This window comes from Streptomyces sp. NPDC005963 (assembly GCF_040638655.1).
Taxonomy (GTDB): domain Bacteria; phylum Actinomycetota; class Actinomycetes; order Streptomycetales; family Streptomycetaceae; genus Streptomyces.
Window position 1 is genome coordinate 69,196 of record NZ_JBEXVD010000024.1, and the last position, 21,345, is coordinate 90,540.

The following is a 21,345-nucleotide window of genomic DNA, read 5'->3' on the forward strand; positions in this document are numbered from 1 at the left end:
CGACGGTCCGTGCTGTCATCGAACCTGCTGAGCCCGGTGAGGGCGCGGGGACAGACGGGCCTACTCCCTACGGCCTGGAGGACGTCATCAGATCCTCCGCCGCAACGAAGTGAAGGTCTCGTTCCAGAAGCCCTTCGATCACCGCGGGCAACGCTTCGACGCTCTCACGCCGGTCGCCTCCGCCGTCGTGCATGAGGATCATCGATCCGGGTTGGGCATGGTCGAGCACGGTGGTGGCGATCTTCTCCGGTCCGGGTCGGGCCCAGTCCCAGGAGTCGACGTCCCAGAGGGCGAGGGCGGGGCCGTCCGCCATCAGTTCGCCCAGGGCCTCGGGAGTGCGTGCACCGTAGGGCGGGCGGAAGAGCGTCGGCACCTGGTCGACCGATCGTTCGAACGCCTCGCTGGTCCGCTCGATCTGAAGCCGGAACTGTGTGTGGGTCAGATCCGGCAGGAACGGGTGTGACCAGGTGTGGTTGCCGAGGGAGTGTCCGGCTTCGGTGATGCGCCGCACCTCGTCCGGGAGAGCGTTGACGTGCTGGCCGACGCAGAAGAAGGTGGCGCGGACGCCGTAGCGGTCGAGGATCTCCAGGACTTGGCGGGTGAAGACGGGATCGGGCCCGTCGTCGAAGGTGAGTGCGATCTCCTGGCGGTCGCGCGGCCCGTGGCGGAAGCAGCGGCCCGACCGTGTCAGGTCCGCCTCGATCGGCGCGCTGCGACGGATGCCGTCGTGGTAGTCCTCGTCCCGCCCGGTCTGTCCGCCGCCCTCTGCGGTCAACGGGGACAGGGATGCAAGATCGGTCCTCGCCCGCTCCGCGAGGGCGATCGCCGGGACCGATCCGAAGGCCGGGCGCGCGGGCAGGACCCAGGGGTCGGCCCGATGGACGTCGAGCCCGGCTGCGGTGAGCAGGCCGTCCACGAGTCCATTGGTGCTCTCCACGACGACGGCGCACCGCTGCCCGGACGTCTGCCCGAGCGTGCCGAGCCACTCGGTCAGCTCGGGTACCCGCTCGGCGCCCCATGGCGTTGCGGGGGTGGTGCGGTTCCCCGTGTCGTCGATGACCTCGACGACATAGCCGTCGGCGGTCCAGGCGATTCCCGCGTACAACATGCGTGCTCCCTATGCGCGGGCCCGGGCGGCTCGGTGCGACCGCGGGCCGGATGAGGTTCGTCGGGGTGTGCTGGCAGGACCCGCCGAGCGCCCGGCCCCGAGCAGGTCGGACGTCCAGGAGGGCAGGGCGGGTGCCGGTGTGAGGGTCGATGGGGGCGTGCTCTTCCTCGGACCGGTGGGATCCCGGCACGGATGGGCGGCGAGCCGGCGAGTTGGTGGTACGACATCGATCACCGCACTCCGAGGTACGGGCGCGTTCGCGGTCAGGTGCGTGACGAGTGGGGCGCACCGGCTGGGCCGATGGTGCTCGATGGTTCTGCGTTGGGGTCGTCGTGGGTTCCGGGGTCGTTGTGAAGGGTGTGGTTTTGGATTCCCCTGGTGCCCTTGGGGCCGGCCCCACCTTTGCCATGGACCGCTTGGGGATGCGGAGTGCCAAGGGATGCACACCACGGACTTTCACCCTCCCCAATCCGTTCTGACGAGGGATGTTGCGGTGGGAGCCATGGACGGTGGGCAGTGGCCGGTTCTCGGGCCGACACCACCGATTTCCACGAACTCTCCACTAAGGCGTCACAAGTACGACAGTGGCGCGCTATTGTTCGCGTGCCCCGCCGAATGGTCCAGACCATATCCAAGTGCGAGGGTTGCGCGCTATGCCCATGCCCGTCTTCCGCAACCTCACATATCGCTCAACTCCCCTGCTGGCACACGCTCATGGAGGGCATCATCAACGCATCGTCAGCTCCGTTGACCGTCCCCGACCTGCTGGATTCGCGGGCCGAAAGCCAGCCCGACAACATCGCGATCCAGGTGCGCGGCGGCGGTCTCCTCACCTACGGCACCTGGCGGCAGCGGGCGGTCCGGGCCGCTCAGGGCCTGGCCTCGGTGGGGATTCGACCAGGCAGTGTGGTCGCCCTGCGCTTCCCCGACCGGGCGTGGGACCACTACGCCGTGGCCTTTCTGGCCGTGCACTACGCGGGTGCCGTCGCCTTGCCGTTCCGTGCCGACCTCGCCGAACAGGAAGCGGAGCGGCTCTTCCACCTGTGCGGCGCGACCGCGGTGCTACACGGCACCGACGAACTGCCCCGATTGGCCGGCGTACCGGACCACCTCCTCACCGCCGTCATGGCACGCGGAGGCGACGGCACCGAGCCACCGTGCCTACCGGCAGCCCAGGATCCTGCCCAGATCATCGGAACATCAGGAACCACGGGCGTGACGAAGGGTGTTCTCGCGTCGCACGCGAATCTCACCTCTGGTCAGCGGCTGAACCCGCGCCCACGCCCCTACGCACACTCACAACACGCGATTCACGCGTTTCCCATCGGCACCAATGCGGGCCAGATGATGCTGTTGGGCGCACTGACCGGGGCGCCCACCACGGTGGTCCTGCCCCGCTTCGACGCCGAAGAGTTCGGGCGGGCGGTGGAGGAACTGGGGATCGGCACCGCGTTCCTCGTACCGTCCATGGCCATCGAACTGCTCAACTCCGATGTGCCGTCCCAGCGGGACCTCTCCAGCGTCCTGCTGCTGAGTTCATCGGCCGCGGCCCTGCCCGCTCCCGTCGCCCACGCGCTGGTCGAGGCGTTACCGAAGGCCACCGTCGTCAATGTGTACACCTCCGCGGAAGCGGTACCCGCACAGGTCTCCATGGTGGTGGACCTGGCACGGCCGGGTTCGGTGGGGCGCCCGACCGACCCCCGGGATCTGCGCATCCTCGATCCCGACGGCAGTGAACTGCCGGTCGGTGGGACCGGCGACGTTTGGCTGCGGCAACCGGGCCCCGCACGCAGCTATGTCGGCAACCCGGCCGCGGGCTCGACCGTCTTCCGCGACGGCTGGGTGCGGATGGGCGACTTGGGACGTCTGGACGAAGACGGCTATCTGCATCTGGTGGACCGGGAGGGCGATGTCATCAAATCCGGTGCGCTAAAGGTCTCCACCCTGCGGATCGAGGACGCGCTGCACGAGCATCCCGGCGTGGCGGACGCGGCGGCGCTCGGAGTACCGCATCCCGTGATGGGTTCCGTACCGGTGGCCGTGGTGGTGCCTGCCACTGGTGGACTGGACCTCGATGCCCTGCGGCTGTTCCTCAGTACCCGGCTGAGCCGGCCCGAGCTCCCGGTGCGCGTGCTGATCGCCGAGGATCTGCCGCGCAACGCCACCGGCAAGGTGGTCAAACATCGACTGCGCCCGCTGTTCGATGCCCCCGAGGCAACGCGGGCGGCCACGTCGGCACGGTTCGGCCGGTCTCCGGCCACCACCACGGAACTGGGCCTCGCGGAGCTCTGGCACGAGGTGTTGGGCCGCCCGGTGCGCGCTGTGACGGACGAGTTCTTCGCCCTCGGCGGCGACTCCTTCCGAGCCGTTCAACTGGCGACGGCCGTCTCCGAGCGGTTCGGGGTGGAGGCGGGTTCCGCACTGGTCTTCGGCCGCCCGTCCCTGCGGGCCCAGGCCGTGTGGTTGGACGCAACCGCCGTCCCGGCCCCGATCACGGGCCCGGGCGGAGACGCCGAGGAAGTGGTCGTCCCTGCGTTCCTGCGGGCTTTGCGCGCCCAGCCCCACGTCGTTCCGCTGACCAGCCAACAGGAGAACTTCCTGGATTGGATGGCCGAGGAGGGCGGGCGGGACGTGGGCGCCGTCACCGCACTCTTCCGGTTGACCTCCCCCATCGATGGGCCGATGCTCGGCGAGGGCCTGACGGAGTTGGTCCGACGGCATCCGTCCCTGCGTACCCGCTTTGTGCCGGTACCGAGCGACGTCCGCGGGCTGGTGCGAACCGTGCTCGACGAGGAGCCCCGGGCCCGGGTCAGTCTGGTGGACGCGCCGGGCGCGACCGATGCAGAGGTCAACGCCCTGGTCATCGCGGAGCGCGACCGGCTCACCGACCTCGGTGAGGACCCCACGACCCGTCTGCTGGTCGTCAGCCGCGCACCCGAGGACCACATCGTCCTCCTGGCGGTGCATCACATGGTGGCCGACGGCTGGTCCATCGGTGTGCTCCTGCAGGAGTTGGCGCTCAGCTATGACGCACTGCGACGTGGCCGGACGCCTCGACTGCCCGAGCAGGCGATGCCGTACCAGGATCTGGTGCGATGGTCGAACTCCCGGTGGGAAGCCGGTCGTCAACACTTCGCCGCCGCGCTCGCCGGCGCCCCGAGCGCACTCGATCCCTTCCCGGGCCGACGCACCGTCGACCAGGTGCACACCCTGGCGCACCCCTTCAGCATCGACGCCGAAGCCGCGGGCCGGCTGCGGGAGCGGGCCGGACTGTTGGGGGTGACCCCCTTCATGGCCGTCGCCGCGCTGTGGAGCGGGCTGTTGGCGGCCCGTAGTGGGCAGACGGATGTGGTGTTGATGACTCCCGTGCCCGGCAGGACCAGGCCGGAAGCGCAGCGCGTGGTCGGTTGTCTGGTGCAGTCCCTGCTGCTGCGCGTGGACTGCTCCGGTGGGCCGGGCTTTGCCGAGTTGGCCGAACGGGTCCGGGTGGCTGCCACGGGGGCGCTCGACCACCAGCTCTACCCGTACGCCGAGTTCAAACCGTCCGTGGTCGCGTTCCCCGCCTGGTTGCGCTACGAGAACTGGGCCGCCGACGCCCATCTGCCCGGCGTGAACTGCGAGCCCTGGCATGTGCCGCGCGGCACCACCGTGCCATGGCCGTTGCCCGGCGGTGACCTCGGCGTGCCCGAGTTGACAGCCGTCGAGCGGTCGGACGGTGGTCTCGACTGTTGGATCCAGTTCAATTCACTGGCGTTCGAGCGGGATGACATCACCGCTCTGGCCGCCGAATTCACGGTCGCGCTGGTCGCAGCCGGCCGCTGAGCGCCGCTGTGACCGAGTCGCCGGGCCGGGGCTCCCCATCGCCACGCCCCGGCCCTTCCCCTCGATCCCCCAGTGCGGCCCCGCCCGTACCGACGCCGGACAGACTGAGGAATTCCTGTGATCAGCATTCCCACCGGACCCGCCCAGCAGGGCATCTGGGTCAATGAGCGGCTTGCTCCGCTCGGCTCCGTCCACCACATGCCGTTCGCCGTGCACTTCGAAGGCGCACTGGATGAATCGGCGCTGGCCGCCGCCTGTGCCGACCTCGCCGACCGGCACCCCGTCCTGGGGATGACCGTCCGGGAAGACCATGGACTGCCGGTGCTCACGGCCGGCCCGCCACCAGGTCTGACAGTGCATCAGTCATCTCCCGAACGGCTCGCCACAGAACTCGCCGGGCTCAGCGCAGAGCCGTTCGACCTCGCGACGGGACCACCGGCCCGCTTCACCCTCCTGCGCATCGACGAATCCCGGGCCACACTGCTGGTGGTCGTGCACCACATCGCCTTCGACGGCACCTCCACCGATGTGTTCCTGCGCGATCTGGCGGACTGCTACGCGCACCGTACGGGTACGGGCCCGGCCCTTGCCCCCCTCCTGCCGTCGCGACCACACGACCAGGGCGAACCGGGCCCCGATGCACTCGCCGCGGCCAAGGCCCACTGGGCCGGTAGACCGCTGCCCGAGGCCGATGTCCTGCTGCCCGGGCTGACCGACCGCCCGGACGGGGTCGGGCCGGGCGCGGCCGTGGCCTTCGACCTGCCCACGGAGCTCCGCGCGGAGTTGATCGTGACCGCCGACAAGCTCGGTGTCACCCTCTTCGAACTCCTGCTGACCGCGCTGCACACCCTGTTGTTGCGCTACGGCAACGAGCACCCTGCGGTCGCCGTCGACCTCGGTACGCGAGGCACGGACGCGGCCGAGCGGATCGGGGCGTACGTCAATGAGCTGCCCGTGGTCACCACACCGCGACCCGGGATGTCGTTCGGTGAGTTCGCCCGTGAGGTGCGTTCCGAGCTGCGCGGTTGCTATCCGCACCGCCGGGTGCCACTCGCCCGTGCCGTCCGCGGGCTACGGCCCGGTGTGGCGCTCGCACCGGTCTCCTTCACCTATCGCCGGCGCATCGCACCGGTCGTGTTCACGGGGTTGCGCAGCACGATCGACTGGGTGCTCTTCCCCGGCACGGCGCGGGGTGCGCTGCGGGTACATCTGGTGGACGGGCCTGATCGGCTCGGCGTCCTGTTGATGCACCGGACGGAGGTGCTCGCCGGGCCCCAGGTCGAGCGGATCGGTGCCCATCTGCGACGGCTACTCGCCGCGATCGCCGTGGCTCCCGGCACCACGCTCGCGGACCTCCCGCTCCTGGACGAGGCGGAGTCGGCCCCGTTGCGCGGCCCCACCCCCGCCGCCGATGCGGCGGACGCCACTTTGCCCTCCCTGTTGCTGGGCTCCTTCACGACGCATCCCGCACGAGTCGCCGTGGTGACGGCCGGACGCACCCTGTCCTACGCCGAGTTGGCTGAAGGCTCGATCCGACTGGCCCACCATCTCGTCGAGGTCGGAGTCGGCCGGGGGACCGTGGTGGCTGTCTGCGCCGAACGGTCGCCGGAGATGCTGGCCGCCGTGCTGGCGGTCACACTGGCCGGCGGGGTCTATCTGCCCGTCGATCCCACGTATCCGACGGAACGCATCGCCCATGTCCTCGCGGATGCCGGAGCTCCGGTCGCCTTGGTCCAGCAGCGCACCGCCGAGCGGGTCGCCGGACACGGCCGGACGGTGTTGTTGGACGATCTCTTCGAGACCGCACCGGCTTCACCTGCTGCTCAGGGGCAGCCCCTGCCCACCGTGGCCCCGAACGATCTCGCCTATCTCATCTACACCTCGGGCTCCACCGGTAGGCCCAAGGGCGTGGAGGTGCCGCACGGGGCCCTGGCCCATCTGCTGTTGGCCTTCCGCGACCAACTTCTCACCACGCCCGATTCCGTCTGGCTGGCCGTCACCTCGCTCTCCTTCGACATCTCGGCGCTGGAACTGTTGTTGCCCCTGGTGTCGGGCGGTCGGGTGGTGATCGCCGATGCATCGCAGGTACGGGACGGCAGGGCGTTGAGCGAACTCGTCGAACGCCATGCGGTCACGCATGTGCAGGCGACCCCGTCCGGATGGCGGCTCATGCTGGAAGCCGGGCTGACCGCCCCCGCTCTCACCGCCCTCAGCGGCGGCGAGGCGCTGCCCCTGCCCCTCGCCCGCCGGCTGCGCGCCCGGGTGGGACGGCTCTGGAACGTCTACGGTCCGACCGAGGCCACCATCTGGTCCACCAGCGCCGAGGTTCCACCCGCGCCGGACGAGGTGAGCATCGGTAGGCCGATCGCGGGTACGACGGCCCTGGTCCTGGGCCCGGACGGACGTCCCGTACCGCACGGTGTGACGGGTGAGCTGGCGCTCGGCGGTGCGGGTCTGGCACGTGGTTACCGGGGGCTGCCGGAGCTCACCGCCTCCCGCTTCGTCGCCGATCCCGGGTCCGGATCGCGCTACTACCGCACCGGCGATCTGGCCCGGGTGCGCTCGGACGGCGCCCTGGACTGCTTCGGTCGGCTGGACGACCAGATCAAGTTGCGCGGCCACCGCATCGAACTCGGCGAGATCGAGGGGCGGTTGCAGGAGCACCCCGCCGTGGCGGCGGCTGCCGTCGCCGTGCACGGGAGGGCGGACGACCCCGCCGGTCAGGTGCTCGTCGGCTACCCGGTGTGGCGTTCGGGGGTGACTGCGCCCGACCCCGCCGAGCTGCGGTCCTTCCTCGCCCGCACACTGCCGGACGTGATGGTGCCCGGTGTGTTCCACGTGCTCGACGCGTTGCCCCTCACACCGAACGGCAAGACCGACCGCGGGACCCTGCCGATCCCGGTCCACGAGCAGCCGACCGCAACCGAACCAGCCGACGAACCGTGGGACGAGCTCACCTCGGAGGTGGCGGCCATCTGGTGCGAGGTGTTGGGGCTGCCGTCTATCGGGCGGTACGACGACGTGTTCGACCTCGGGGCGCACTCCCTGACGATCACGCAGGTCGCTTCGCGGATCCGACGCCGCCTCGGGGTGGAGGTACCTCTCCAGGTGTTCTACGAGGAGCCGACGGTGGCTGCCGTGGCGGACGCCGCCGCGTTGGAACTGTTGGCGGAGGAGCACTGATGGAACGCCTCGAAGCCGGCCTCCCCACGCCGACCGCAGCTTCCGAAGCACGCCGTCCTCGCCCCGCTTTGAGCGCCCAGCAGCGGGCGCTGTTGGCCCGCAGGCTGAAGGAACGCACCACGGACGCCGACCTCTCCCCGACCATCGGGGCCCGCCCGCCCCAGACGCCAGTGCCGCTCTCCCTTGCCCAGGAACGCCTCTGGTTCATCGAGCAGTTGACGCCCGGGACCGCCTCCTACGTACTCCCGACGGCCGGGCGACTGCGTGGACCGCTCCAATCCCGGGCACTGGCCGAGGCACTGCGTCGCGTCGCGGTCCGGCACGAGCCGCTGCGCAGTGCCTTTCCCGCCGATGAGGAAGGCGCGCCCCGGTTGCACATCATCCCGGCCACCGAGTTCACCGTGCCGTGGGAAGTGCGCGATCTGAGCGGTCTGCCCGTCGACGCACGGGAGGAGGCCGCCAGGGCCCTCGTCGAGGCGGAGGTGGATCGGCCGTTCGACGTGGTGGCAGGCCCTCTGCTGCGGGGGCTGCTGCTCCGGTTGGACGGCGAGGACCACGTGCTGGTCATCTGCCAGCACCATCTGGTCGGGGACGGCTGGTCCGCCGGGCTGCTGCTGGATGAACTGCTGCAGGGCTACGAGGAGTTGGCGCTCGGTGGTGAACCCGAACCGCGCCCGCTCACGGTGACCTACGGCGACTTCGCGCACTGGCAGCGAGAGCGCCAGGAGCGCCCGCAGGCCGCCACCGACCTCCAGTACTGGTGTGACTCCCTGGCCGGGGTGCCACCGCTGGACCTGCCCACCGACCGACCGCGCCCCGCCCTGCCGGGGCACGGTGGAGCGACCTTCACGTTCCGGCTCGATCCCCGGACGTACGAGGCCGTCCGTGCACTGGCGCGCGCTCAGGGCGCCACCCTCTACATGACGCTGCTCGCCGCGTTCCAGATCGTGCTGGGGCGCTGGTCGGGGCAGCGGGACTTCGCCGTCGGCACCCCGTTCGCGGGACGCGTGGTGGAAGAGACCGAATCGTTGATCGGCCTCTTCAGCACCATGCTGCCGCTGCGGGCCGACTTGAGTGCGCCGGTGGGAACCACGGGGTCCGGCGGAGCGCGAACCGCAGTCGAGTCGCCCGACTTCACCACCGTGCTGGCTCGGGTGCGGACCGCGGCGCTCGGCGCCCAGCAGCACCAGGAGACCCCGTTCGAACGACTGGTGGAGGCGTTGAACCTGCCTCGGGAGGTGAGCAGACCGCCGCTGTTCCAGGTCTCCTTCGCCCTCCAGAACCAGCGTGCACAGGAGTTCCGGCCCCGGGAGCTCATATGGCGAACGTTCCCGTTCGAGGGCAGCGGCGTCCATCTGGACCTCGGGTTGTACTGCACCGAGACCGATGGCGGTCTGGACGCCTTCCTCACCTACCGCACCGATCTCTGGGACGCGGCCACCGTCGCCCGGCTGGCCGGACACTGGCAACGGGTCCTCGGCGCTGCCGTCGCCGATCCCCGTACACCGATCGACCGGCTGGCGTTGCTGACGCCGGAGGAACACCACCAGGTCCTGACCGAGTGGAACGACCGGGGTACGGCCGTGCCGGCGGCCGGCACGCTCGCCGATGCCATCGCCGCACAGGTGGCCCGCACCCCGGACGCGATCGCCCTGGTGCACCGGGGCGGGCAACTGTCCTTCGCCGATCTCGACCGGCGCGCCAACCGTCTCGCCCATCTGTTGCGCACCTTCGGCGCGGGCCCTGACACGCTCGTGGGAGTGTGTCTGGACCAAGGGCTGGACCAGGCGGTCTCCCTGCTCGCGGTCCTCAAATCGGGTGCGGCGTACGTTCCGCTCGACCCGGAGCAGCCCCGCGAGCGCCTGCGCCACATGCTGACGGACTCACAGCCGGTGGTGTTGCTCAGTACGGGCGCCCATCGGGGACTGCTGGCCGGTTCGGCCGCTCCGGTGCTGCTCCTGGAGGAGGCGGAGGCTGATCTCGCCACCGCACCAGACACCCCACCGGACGGCGGCGCGGGCCCGGATCATCTGGCCTATGTGATCTACACCTCGGGCTCCACCGGAACGCCCAAGGGCGTGGCCGTCCAACACCGCCAGGTGCTCGTCTATCTCGCCGGGGTGCGGCAGCGGTTCGCCGAGGCCGGACTGCCCGACGGCGCCCGCTACCTCCTGTTGCAGTCGCTGGCCTTCGACTTCGGTCTCACCACTCTCTATCTCTCGCTCACCACCGGTGGTCGGCTCCATCTGTTGGCAGCGCGCACCTCGGGCCCGGAAGTGGCGGCCCACCTCGCGGACGAGGGCATCGACTGCGTCAAGCTCACTCCCTCGCACTTGGCGGCACTGAGCGCCGAGGTGGACGATCCGGCGGCGCTGCTCCCCCGTCGGCTGCTGATCCTCGGTGGGGAGGCGTCGAGTTGGGAGTGGAGCCGCCGACTGGCGCAACTGGGGGCACGAACCGGCTGCCGGGTGGTGAACCACTACGGCCCGACCGAAGCCACCGTCGGTGTGACGACCCTGCTGGTCGATCCGGAGCAGCCCGCCGCAGGTCCCACCACTCCCATCGGACGCCCGCTGCCCGGGGCCAGGATCTATCTGCTCGACGCCCATCTGGCTCCGGTGCCGGTCGGGGTGCCCGGGGAGCTCTGGATCGGTGGTGACCGACTGGCGCGCGGCTACCTCGGGCTGCCGGAGCTGACGGCCGAGCGGTTTCGCACCGATCCGTTCGTCGACGCGGGGACGGCGGGTCCGGCCCGGATGTACCGCACGGGTGACCTCGGGCGGTATCGCGCCGATGGGACGGTGGAGTTCCTGGGCCGCGGCGATGACCAGGTGAAGATCCGCGGCTATCGGGTGGAGCTCGGTGAGGTGGAGGCCCATCTGGTCCGGTTGCCGTCGGTGGCGCAGGCCGTCGCCGCGGCACGGGGACCGGTCGGGGAGCTCTCCCTCGTCGGCTATCTGGTGCCTGCCGAGTCAGATGCACCGCCACCGGTCGCGGAACTGCGCCGGCTGTTGGCCGAGCAGCTGCCGGACTATCTCATCCCGTCCCGCTTCGTCGTCCTGTCCGAGTTGCCCCGACTGGCCCACGGCAAGGTCGACCGGCGCGCCCTGCCGGAGCCCGGCGCGGGCGGGCAGGGGGACGGCACCGGGTACGTCGCCCCGCGCACCCCGGTCGAGGAGACCATCGCCGGGGTCTGGGCCGACCTGCTCGGCTTGGAACGCGTAGGTGCCGAAGACGACTTCTTCGACCTGGGCGGGCATTCCCTGCTGGCGATCCGCATGGTGGCCGCCCTGCGCCGACTGCTGGACGGACAGGCACCGCTCACGCTGATGGACGTCTTCCAGGAGCGCACGGTGGCCCGGCTCGCCGCGCTGGCCGGGCGGTCCGATGAGGAACGCGGTCCGCGGCGACTGCTGCACGAGCTGACTCCTCGACAGCCCCAGGATTCCGTCACGCTGAACCTGGTCTGTCTGCCGTACGGCGGTGGGAGCGCGGTGGTCTACCAGCCGCTCGCCGACGCCCTGCCGGCCGGAGTGGCTCTGCACGCGGTCGCCGTACCGGGGCACGACCTGGGGATGTCTGAGGAGTCACTGCCGTTGGAGGAGGTCGCCCGGCGCTGTGCGGAAGAGGTGCTGGCGGGTGTGCGGGGGCCGGTCGCGGTGTACGGACACTGCGGGGTCGGAGCCGCGCTGGCGGTGGAGTTAGCACGACAACTGGCGGCAGCGGGACGCGAACCCGCCGCCGTCTATCTGGGCGGGATCTTCCCCTTCGCCCGCCCCACCGAGGGTCTGCTCGGGCTGCTCTCCCGCTTCTCCGTGCTCGATCGGCGGCGCAGCGGACGGCTCCATCTGAACTGGTTGCGCTCGATGGGTGCCGATTTGGAGGGCTTGGAGCCGGAGCAGTTGGCGACCATCGTCCACAACGTCCGCGAGGACTCACGGGCGGCCGAGGCGTACTTCACCGAACGGTTGGCGCAGCCCGCGTGCGGGCTGACGGCGCCGGTGGTGTCGGTGATCGGCTCGGCCGATCCGGGCACCGAGTTCCATCGGGAGCGGTTTCGTGAGTGGGGGTTCCTCGGTGACACCACGGCGGTGGCCGTCCTGGACGAGGGCGGTCACTACTTCCTCAAGCACCGGGCGGCCGAACTCGCCGAGATCGTCACCGCGGTCCACCCTGCGGTGGTCGGTACCGGCACGGATGAGCTGACCCGTGAGCGCCGCCCGGAGCGGGCGACCTGGTGGTTGGACGGCGTGCACCGGGAGGATGCGCCCGAGGAGGATCCGGTCGATGCGGTGCCACGCACGCGCCGTGACACCCGCAGGTTCGTGGTGGTGGCGGGCTCGCAGCTGATCTCGCAAACGGGCTCGGCGCTGACTGAGTTCGCCCTACCGCTGTGGATCTACCTCGCGACCGATTCGGTCGCCTGGTTCGGCCTCTTCGCCGTGCTGGGCATCGCACCGGGGCTGATCGCGGCCCCCGTACTCGGCGGTCTCGTCGACCGGATCGACCGCCGGCGGGTGATGCTGTGCTGCACCGTCGTCTGCGGTACGGCCGAGGCGGTGCTCGCCCTGTTGGATGCGTTCGGCAATCTACGGCCGTGGCACGTCGGGGTGCTGATGGCGATCCTGTCGGTGTCGCTCACGGGCCAGCGACTGGCCTTCCAGTCGGCGATCCCCCAGCTCGTCCCCAAGCGCTACCTCGGGCACGCCAATGGGATCGTGCAGGTCTCGGGCGGCATCGCCCAGGTGGTCGCGCCGTTGGCGGCAGTGGGCATGTTGGCGGCGATCGGCTTGAGCGGGGTGCTCCTGCTGGACGTGGTCAGCTACACCGCCGCGGCGGCCGTGCTGCTGGTCGTGCGCTTCCCGCGGACCCTGCCTTCGCGGCGCCGGGAGACGTTGCGCCAGGAGATCGCGGCCGGCTTCCGGTTGGTCATCCGGCAGCGCGGCTTCCGTGCGATGTTGATCTTCTTCGCCGTGCTGAACCTGTTCTTGCCGGTGCTCTTCCAGTTGGTGTCACCGCTGGTCCTCGGCTTCTCCAGTCTGGGTTCGGTGGCCGCGGTGTCACTGGCCGGAGGTGCGGGCGCGGTGGTCGGCGGACTGGCGATGGGCATCTGGGGCGGGCCGCGGCGACGGCGGATGCGGGGGATGCTGCTGGTGGTTCCGGTGCTGGCGCTCTTCTGCGTACTGACCGGTCTGCGCCCCGATCTGCTGGTGGTCGGCGCGGGTGTGTTCGGGATGTCGGCGTCGCTCTCCCTGCTCAACGGGATCTATCTGACGATTGTTCAGGTCAAGGTGCCGCAGCGGTTCCACGGGCGGGTGATGGCGCTCAACCAACTGGTCGCGTGGTCCACCTTGCCAATCGGCTATCTGCTGATCGCCCCGTTGGGCAGCCGGTTTCTCGAACCGCTGATGGCGCAGGGCGGCGGTCTGGCCGACACGGTGGGCGTGTTGTTGGGAACGGGGACCGGCCGCGGCATCGGACTGCTCTACCTGGTGCTCGGCGCTGCGATCCTGGTGCTCGGTGTGGTGTCCTGGCGGATCCGGGCGCTGTCCCGGTTCGATCAGGACGTACCGGATGCGCAGGCTGACGACCTGGTCGGCCTCGCCGCTCTCGCTGCGGACCAGCCCGATCACGCTCGGACCGACAGGGGTGCCGTACGGGGGTGAGGGATGCCGGTTTGCCGCCGTCCGGCACGCGTCCCGCGGTCACTGCCAGCACGGCACGGCTGGTGGCCAGAATCCAGCATGGCAGGGCACTTTTGCCACTCCTCGGCGGGCCTCGCTCGCCCTAGCGTGAAGGGGTGGTCGCCGACCTGGAGCAACGGCGTCGGCGCCACCTCCCGTGAGGAACCCCCACGCGGAGCTCTTTGACCGCGCCGAGGGGGCGAAGGGTGCTTACGGGAGTTCCCGAGGCGGCCGGCTCCTCTTCCGTGGTGACCACCGGCCGCCGGTGGAGTGGGCGGCCGTCGCGGGCCGCCCACTCCGCACCACCAGTTGGAAGTCAGAAGCATCCATGACCAAGTTCCTGCTCTCGTTGCACGTCATCGCCGCGATCCTCGCGGTGGGACCGGTCACCGTGGCCGCCAGCATGTTCCCGCCGGTTCTGCGCAAGGCCCGGTCGGCTCCCGGGGAAACAGGGACGGTGGCGACGCTGCGACTGTTGCACCGCATCTGTCGCAGCTATGCCGCGGTCGGGATCGCCGTCCCCGTGTTCGGGTTCGCCACCGCCCAGAGCCTGGGAGTGCTCACCAGTCCCTGGCTGCTGGTCTCCATGGTTCTGACGGCCGCCGCCGCGGTGATCCTGATCGTCGTCGTACTGCCGCAGCAGGAGAACGGATTGGCGCGCGTGGAGCAGGCGGGTCGCGAATCCACCGAGGGAGGTCCCGAATCCACCGAGGCGCCGATGACGGTCGACGCGGACCAGCGAACGGGAGCCCGGCTGGCGATGGCCACCGGTGTGTTCAACCTGTTGTGGGTGACCGTGACCGTGCTGATGATCGTCCGCCCTGGGTCCACCACCGGTGCGTAGAGGTCCACCATCTGGACCCGGAACCGGGCGCAGGCCGCGGCCTCCCCTCCGGTGGCCACATGGCCACATCGGCTTTATCCGCTAGGTTTTGGCCATGACTTCGGTGGTGGTCCTCGCTCTCGACGGTGTCGTCCCCTTTGAGCTGTCCGTACCGGGGCAGATCTTCGGTACGGCCAATGACGCACTCGGTCGTACGCACTACGACGTGCGGATCTGCGCACCGGGTCGGGAGGTGGGGACCGAGGCCGCTCTCGGGGGGTTCCGGCTCACGACGGAGTGGGGAATGGAGGCGCTGGCCGAGGCCGACACCATTGTCGTGCCCGGTCACGCAGGCTGCTTGGACACTCCGTCCGTCGATGTCGTCGACGCCCTACGGGCTGCTCACGCGCGGGGAGCACGGCTCGCTTCCGTATGCGTTGGAGCCTTCACCCTCGCCGCCACCGGGCTGCTCGACGGTCGACGGGCCACCACGCATTGGATGTTCGCCGCCGAACTCGCCCGTCGGTACCCGGCCGTGGAGGTCGACGGCGGCAGTCTCTACATCGACAACGGCTCGACCGTCACCTCCGCAGGGGTGGCCGCGGCCCTCGATCTCTGTCTCCACCTGGTCCAGCGTGATCTGGGTGCGAGCATCGCCGCTTCCACCGCGCGGCGCACGGTGATGCCCCTCCAACGGGACGGCGGACAGAGCCAGTTCATCGAGCAGCCCCATCCGGGCGAACGGGACACCGCCCTCCAGGCGACCCTCCAGTGGATGGAGGGCAGACTGCACGAGGCGCTATCGCTCGACGACATCGCCCGGCACGCGGCGATGAGCATCCGCAGTCTCAACCGCCACTTCCGTGCGCAGACCGGCACCACTCCGCTGCAATGGCTGCTGCGGGCCCGGGTGAACCGGGCCCAGCAGCTCCTGGAGACGACCGCGATGCCGGTCGATCGCATCGCCGCCGAAACCGGGTTCGGGGCTCCTTCCACCTTCCGTCAGCACTTCACCCGACACACCGGTGTCCCGCCGCAGGCATACCGCTCGGCCTTTCGCTCGCCGCAGCTCACCGGGTCCGGCCGCGTTCCTTCCTGAGTCAGCTCAGGCGGGCGTCAGCACCCACAGTCGGTGGTCCCAGCCGATGTCGCGGCAGCTGCGGACGGTCAGACCGGCGCGGGCGGCCAGCGCGGCAAGCTGCTCCGCAGAGCGCACCCCGGAGCCGAAGGCGCAGGTGAGACGCAGATGGTGGAGGGTCGCATCGACGTCATCGGTGTCGGCCGCAGTGACCTGCTCAACCATGATCAACTCACCGTCGGCGGGCAGGGCCGCGGCGGTCTCGGCGAGCGCGACCACGGCGTCCTCATCGGGGAGTCGATCGAGGAGGTGGGAGACGAGGACGGTCTCACCGCCGCGCGGCACCTGGCTGCTCTGCGGCACCAGTTCAATGCGGTCGAGGACATCGGTGTCCAGAATCTGCTCCCGGAGCAGCGTCAGCTGGGAGGGCACGTCCACAATGCGTACGGTGAGTGCGGAGAACTCCTTGACCAGCGCGTTGACCACCGTTCCCACCCCGTCCCCGGCTGCGGTCACGGTGGTCACCGACGACCAGTCGTACGCCGCGGCCACCCCGGGAGCGACCCAACGGGCCTCCTCCTCGACGGCGGCGCGGGCCGAGGTGCCGAGTCGGACGTCGTCGCGCATCGCCTCGGCCAACGTCCGTCCGCTCAGCGTCCGGTAGCCCGCGGCTCCGGTGCGGACCGTGTCGAGCAATCCGGCGATCGACAGGTCGAACGCCGCCTGCGCCCCTCGGAGGTCGTACTCCTCGGCGGAGTGGTCGTCCTCGACGAGTTCTTCGCTGATGGCGGTGAGGCGATAGCCGCTCTCGTCGACGTCGAACACCTCGATCGCCACGAGGTAGGACATCAGGGCGGCGAGCACGGACGGGTGGGAGTCACTGCGCCGTGCCAGTTCCTCCAGGTCGCGCACACCGCCGTGGACCAGGTCGACCAGGCCGAGGGTGACCGCCGTCCGGATCGCATAGGCGGGGGCCAGGTCGGTGAGGTCGTGCAGGCGCTCGTGTGCGTCGTCGTCCTCGTCCTCCACGGCGGCGGCGTCGACGCCCGGGGCGTGCGGGGTGTAGCGCCAGTAGCCGGTGATGTGGGTCTGTTCGCGCGGAACCTGCCGTTCTGTCGCGAGGTGGCGGCGGATGGCCTTGAGCGCCCCCGCCTCGCCCGCGGCCCAGACGAAGACCTGCCCGGGCAGCCACTCCACGGTGCGTAGGGCGTCCTCCAGCACGGTGGTGGTGCCTGCGGGCGCACCCTTGCGGGAGAGCCAGGTGATCTCGGCGTCGGCCGCGGTCGGCAGTTCCTGACGGTGGCTGTCCTCTCCCACCTCGATCAACACCCGGGCGCGGGTGCCGGCGGGCATTTCGGCGAGCCACCGTCCGATCGCCGGCAGGGCGGTCTCGTCCCCGATCACCAGCAGCCAATCGGCGCCTTCGGGGTGGCCGTGCGACATCTTCGGCCCGGCGATCCAGGTGATGACGCCGGGTTCGGCGGCCTCGGCCCAGGAGGAGGCGATCCCGCCCTCGTGGCGCACGAAGTCGAAGTCGATCTCGCCTGCTTCGGGGTCGTACCGGACCGGCGTGTAGTCCTTCGCGATCGGCCGGGCGTCGGCGGGCCAGTCGAGGCTGCTCACGTTCTGCCGCGGCAGGACCGGGGCGTCGTCACCGTCGGCGAAGAAGAACTTCACATGGTCGTCGAAGCCGTCCGAGCGCAGTGGAGGGAGTTCGAAGCCGTTGCTCTTGAAGGCGCGCAGTTGTTCTCCGCCGAGGGTGATCCGTCGCATTCCTGGCGTGACGTCCCTGACACTCAGCACGGTCAGTTCCCTGAGCACGATGGGAAAGGTGGCTACCGAACGGGGACTGCGGGACATCGCTGCTGCTCCTTCAATCGGGCGGATCGGTCCAGGTTAGGGGCAGGGCGGGAGTTCCGATCCAACCCTCCGCCCCGGACGTAGCACTGGGCGCACGATTCCCGGGGCCGGGGCCGCAGAGCCGGGGGCGTCGCCGGGCGGGAGGCGAACACAGGCGGGGACGGGCGGGTGCGCCGGTCTGAACCCGGCGGCCCCTGCCGCTTCGATGACTCGCACTCTGCCTTGGACCGAGATCGCCGGCCTGCTCCTACGGTGACCAGGGCCCATTGCCGGCCGCAGCCCGCCCGACAACGGGCTCCCCTGCCCCTGACGTCCCCTGCCCGCGAACTGCCCACGAGGACAGCAGCCACCCGTGATATCCCTCGCGTCCCCTTCAGCCCGGATCCGCCGCCCCCGCTCGCCCGCGTCCCGACTGCTCTGGCAGACGCTGGTGCACGCACGCCCCTACGTCCTGCGCTCCGTGCTCTGGGCGACCCTGCGCCAGTGCGCCTTCCTCGCCATGCCCTGGGTCCTCGGGCGGGCGATCGACGCCGGGGTGAAGAAGGGATCCCTCGCCGTCGTCGCCGGGTATGCGGGGGCGTTCGTGCTCATCGCGGTGGTCGAGTACGCCGGAATCCGCGGCTGGCAACTGTGGACCACACTGGCCGACGCCCACACAGGCGCCCTGCTGAGGACCCGGCTGCTGCGTGCCGTCCTCGCGATCGACACCGACACCATGCACCGTCGCGCGGGCAGCTTCGGCGATCTGACCACGCGGGCGACCCGTGACACCGATGCGATCACGGTGTGGGTGCACGGGTTGACGGCCTGGGTGGTGATCGCACTGACCGGAGTGGTGCTGGTGCCTGCGATCGGTGCGCTCGATCCGCTGCTGCTGGCGGTGGCCGCGCTGACGGTGCCCGTCCTCCTGGTGGTCAATCGCCTGTTCCCACCGTTGTTCAGTCGACGGGCGGAAGAGCTGTCCACGGCCCACAGTCGACGCAGCAGCACCACGGAGGAGTTGTTGTCGGCGCTGCTGTCCCTGCGCGGGGTCGGGGCGGACCGGTCGATGGTCGAGCGCCATCACGAGCACAGCCGCCGGGTCACCGGGCACACCATGCGGCTGGCGTCCGTGAGTTCCCTGTGGGAGGCGACCGCCTCGGTCATCCCCCTGCTGGCCGTCGCGACGGGACTGCTGGCCGGCGGTCATGCGGTGGTCGACGGCCGGATCACCGTGGGGGAACTGACCACGTTCGTCCTGTGGATGGGCACGGTGTCGCTCGCCGTCAATGTCATGATCGCCCGGCTCGGCGACCGTACGGAGGCACGGGTCGCGGCCGACCGCATCGCCGATGTCCTGGCCCTGGCTCCCTCCGAAGGAGGGATGTCGATCGAGGAGGTGCCCCGCGGTGCGCTGCGGATCGAGGAGTTGACGGTGCACCGGCCTGGGCGCTCGCCGATCGGCCCGTTGGGGCTGACCGCCGTGCCGGGCGAGTGGGTGGCCCTCACCGGGGCGACCGGCTCGGGCAAGAGCACCCTCCTGCGGGCGATCGCCCAACTCGTCCCGGCCGCCGGCGAGGTCGAGGTGGCGGGCGTACGGATGGACACGCTCTCGTCCGACGATGTGTTCCGTACCCTCGGTTTCGTACCGGAGGGTCCGCTGCTGCTGCACGGGACGGTGACCGAGAACCTGTTGCTCGGCGGGGACCGGCCGGCCGCGGACGTGGAGCGTGCCGCGCGGACCGCCGGGCTGGACCTGGCGCTCGCGGGGCTGACCGACGGCCGTGACACCCAGGTCGGCGAGCGCGGCGGGGCCCTGTCCGGAGGTCAACGGCAGTTGGTCACCCTGGCCCGAACGCTGTTGCAGGACTGTCCCGTCCTCCTGCTGGACGACGTGACCTCCGCCTTGGACGCCGGTACCGAAGCAGAGGTGCTGGATCGCTTGCGGCGGGCCACGGCCGACCGCGTGGTCGTGTTCGCCACTCATTCACCGGCCGTTCGCGCCATGGCCGACCGTGAGGTCGTCCTCCACGACGGCCACGTCGACCGGGGGTCGCTCCATGTCTGATCAGCCCATGTCGTCGGGAGCGCTCGTCCTGAGCGATCTCCCGGACCAGCGTGCCGTCTTCCGCCGTGCCGTGCCCTTCCTCCGGGGGCACCGCACGGCACTCGTGGCCGCCGTGGTCCTCACGCTCGGCGGCGCGGGCCTGGCCGCCTCCGTGACGGCGGCGATCGGACGGCTAGTGGACGCTGCGGGCGACGGCGACCGCCCCGCTCTGGTCCGCTGGGTGCTGGTGCTGTTCGCCCTGGTCGCGGCGAGCGGAGTGCTGGCCTGGCTGTCGCGCTACTGGCTGATACGCGTTGGGGAGTACGTCCTCGCCGGGATGCGCGATCGGGCGACCGCCTCGGTGGGATCCGCTCCCCTGCGGTTCGTGGAGGCCCACCGCCGGGGCGAGTTGCTGCGCAGACTGACCGGGGAGATCAACGGTCTGGCGTCCTTCGTCGGAACGACCCTGCCCGATCTGGCCGCCGCGATCGCCACGCTCGCCTTCACGGTGATGATGCTCGCCTGGTACTCCTGGGTGCTGACGGTCGCTCTGTTGGTGGTGTTCGTTCCGTTCGCCACGGTGATCGTCCGGGGGTTCCACGTGCGCGCGGGCCCGGCGTACGCCGAGGTGGCGGCGGCCGAGGCAGCGATGGCCGCCACCTTCTCCGAGTCGCTGCCCGCACAGGAGCAGCTGCGCATCAGCGGTGCCGTGCCGCGGTGGTTGGGGCGGTTCGACCGTGACAACGATCGATTGCTCAGGGCCCAGACCGTACAGATCCGTACGGAGCTCAGGCTCGACCGGCTCGCTCTGCTCCAGGCCGTCTGCGTGGGCGGACTGTTGGTCGTCAGCGCGGTGCTGGTGGGGCGCGGAATGTTGAGCGTGGGCACGGCCGTGGTGTTCGTGTTGTCGACCCGGGACATCTTCAACCGCTTCGAGAGCGTCGCGGCGGCCATAGGTGAGGCCCGTGAGGCGCATGTGCACCTGGCACGACTGCTCGACCTGCTGCGGGCGACCGAGCAGCCGGACGAGCCCGCGGATGCGCCCGAGCTACCGGCGCGGGGTGCTCTCACCCTCGACGCGGTCGACTTCTCCTACACGCAGGGCCGACCGGTGCTCAACGGGATGTCGTTGACCGTGGCGAGCGGGGAGCGGCTGGTGGTCGCCGGGGAGACGGGTTCGGGCAAGTCCACCCTCGGGAAGCTGCTGGCCGGCTTCTACCGTCCCGACCGGGGAGTGGTGGCCTACGCGGGGCACGACCTGGCCGGGCTGGGCCATGAGCGGCTGCGGACCAGGATCGTTCTGGTGCCCCAGGAAGTGGCCCTGGTGGACGGCACCCTGGGCGAGAACCTGGCCTTGGTGTCGGGTCGACCGGATCGAGCGCGGATCGAAGGGACCGTCGAGCAGCTGGGGCTGGCCGACTGGGTGGCTTCGCTGCCGAACGGTCTGGAAACTCAGGTGGGCACCAGGACGCTCTCGGCGGGAGAGCGACAGCTGGTGGCGATCGCCCGGGCGGTGCTCGCCGATCCGGCGGTGCTGATCCTCGACGAGGCGACGGCCGGTGTCGACGGGGGAACGGCCGCGCGGATCGAGGAGGCACTGTCGGTGGCAGCCGCCGACCGCACGCTCATCGTGATCGCGCATCGGGCGGACACCATCGGACGGGGTCGGCTGTTGCTGTCGATGCCCGAGGGGCGGGTGGCACCTGTCGTCCAGGCCCGCTCCTAGCGCTCCTCAACCAGGAGGCCCCCGGACCGTGTCAC

Annotated in this window: 9 protein-coding genes; 7 read left to right on the plus strand and 2 right to left on the minus strand. The window is 70.5% G+C overall.

From position 1 onward, the window contains the following. Nucleotides 1-67: 67 nt before the first annotated feature. Nucleotides 68-1,108 (minus strand): polysaccharide deacetylase family protein, encoded by a 1,041-nt coding sequence (locus tag ABZ348_RS26740; protein WP_358937198.1) that lies wholly within the window; start codon nucleotides 1,106-1,108, stop codon nucleotides 68-70. A gap of 747 nt (nucleotides 1,109-1,855) precedes the next feature. On the opposite strand from ABZ348_RS26740, the gene ABZ348_RS26745 reads away from it, so the two are divergent. The 5 genes from ABZ348_RS26745 to ABZ348_RS26765 all read left to right on the plus strand — a co-directional run bounded on the left by ABZ348_RS26745 (nucleotide 1,856) and on the right by ABZ348_RS26765 (nucleotide 15,719). After that, nucleotides 1,856-4,930 (plus strand): AMP-binding protein, encoded by a 3,075-nt coding sequence (locus ABZ348_RS26745; protein ID WP_358937200.1) that lies wholly within the window; start codon nucleotides 1,856-1,858, stop codon nucleotides 4,928-4,930. Between the two features lie 117 nt (nucleotides 4,931-5,047). Then, nucleotides 5,048-8,113 (plus strand): amino acid adenylation domain-containing protein, encoded by a 3,066-nt coding sequence (locus tag ABZ348_RS26750; protein ID WP_358937201.1) that lies wholly within the window; start codon nucleotides 5,048-5,050, stop codon nucleotides 8,111-8,113. Continuing rightward, nucleotides 8,113-13,779, plus strand: coding sequence for an amino acid adenylation domain-containing protein (locus tag ABZ348_RS26755; protein ID WP_358937203.1), 5,667 nt, complete (start codon nucleotides 8,113-8,115; stop codon nucleotides 13,777-13,779). Before ABZ348_RS26750 ends, ABZ348_RS26755 begins: the two co-directional genes overlap by 1 nt. A 346-nt stretch (nucleotides 13,780-14,125) precedes the next feature. Next, nucleotides 14,126-14,641: a hypothetical protein gene (locus ABZ348_RS26760; protein ID WP_358937205.1), complete on the plus strand. Its 516-nt coding sequence runs from the start codon at nucleotides 14,126-14,128 to the stop codon at nucleotides 14,639-14,641. Nucleotides 14,642-14,735: 94 nt separating this feature from the next. Continuing rightward, entirely contained in the window at nucleotides 14,736-15,719 is a 984-nt protein-coding gene (locus tag ABZ348_RS26765; protein WP_358937207.1) for a helix-turn-helix domain-containing protein, read from the plus strand. A gap of 6 nt (nucleotides 15,720-15,725) precedes the next feature. On the opposite strand, the gene ABZ348_RS26770 is transcribed toward ABZ348_RS26765, so the two are convergent. Then, nucleotides 15,726-17,558: a siderophore-interacting protein gene (locus tag ABZ348_RS26770; protein WP_358937209.1), complete on the minus strand. Its 1,833-nt coding sequence runs from the start codon at nucleotides 17,556-17,558 to the stop codon at nucleotides 15,726-15,728. A 352-nt stretch (nucleotides 17,559-17,910) separates the two neighbouring features. Between ABZ348_RS26770 and ABZ348_RS26775 the strand changes: the two genes are divergently transcribed. Next, a complete protein-coding gene (locus ABZ348_RS26775) occupies nucleotides 17,911-19,605 on the plus strand; it encodes an ABC transporter ATP-binding protein (RefSeq protein WP_358937210.1) in 1,695 nt (564 codons plus the stop codon). Continuing rightward, on the plus strand, nucleotides 19,598-21,310 hold the full coding sequence (locus ABZ348_RS26780) for an ABC transporter ATP-binding protein (RefSeq protein ID WP_358937212.1): 1,713 nt from the start codon (nucleotides 19,598-19,600) through the stop codon (nucleotides 21,308-21,310). Before ABZ348_RS26775 ends, ABZ348_RS26780 begins: the two co-directional genes overlap by 8 nt. Nucleotides 21,311-21,345 lie beyond the last annotated feature (35 nt).

Bases quoted from the DNA above. Each gene is read 5' to 3' on its own strand.
- ABZ348_RS26760 (WP_358937205.1), top strand. From the start codon at position 14,126: ATGACCAAGTTCCTGCTCTCGTTGCACGTCATCGCCGCGATCCTCGCG.
- ABZ348_RS26755 (WP_358937203.1), top strand. From the start codon at position 8,113: ATGGAACGCCTCGAAGCCGGCCTCCCCACGCCGACCGCAGCTTCCGAA.
- ABZ348_RS26770 (WP_358937209.1), bottom strand. From the start codon at position 17,558: ATGTCCCGCAGTCCCCGTTCGGTAGCCACCTTTCCCATCGTGCTCAGG.
- ABZ348_RS26780 (WP_358937212.1), top strand. From the start codon at position 19,598: ATGTCTGATCAGCCCATGTCGTCGGGAGCGCTCGTCCTGAGCGATCTC.
- ABZ348_RS26765 (WP_358937207.1), top strand. From the start codon at position 14,736: ATGACTTCGGTGGTGGTCCTCGCTCTCGACGGTGTCGTCCCCTTTGAG.
- ABZ348_RS26740 (WP_358937198.1), bottom strand. From the start codon at position 1,108: ATGTTGTACGCGGGAATCGCCTGGACCGCCGACGGCTATGTCGTCGAG.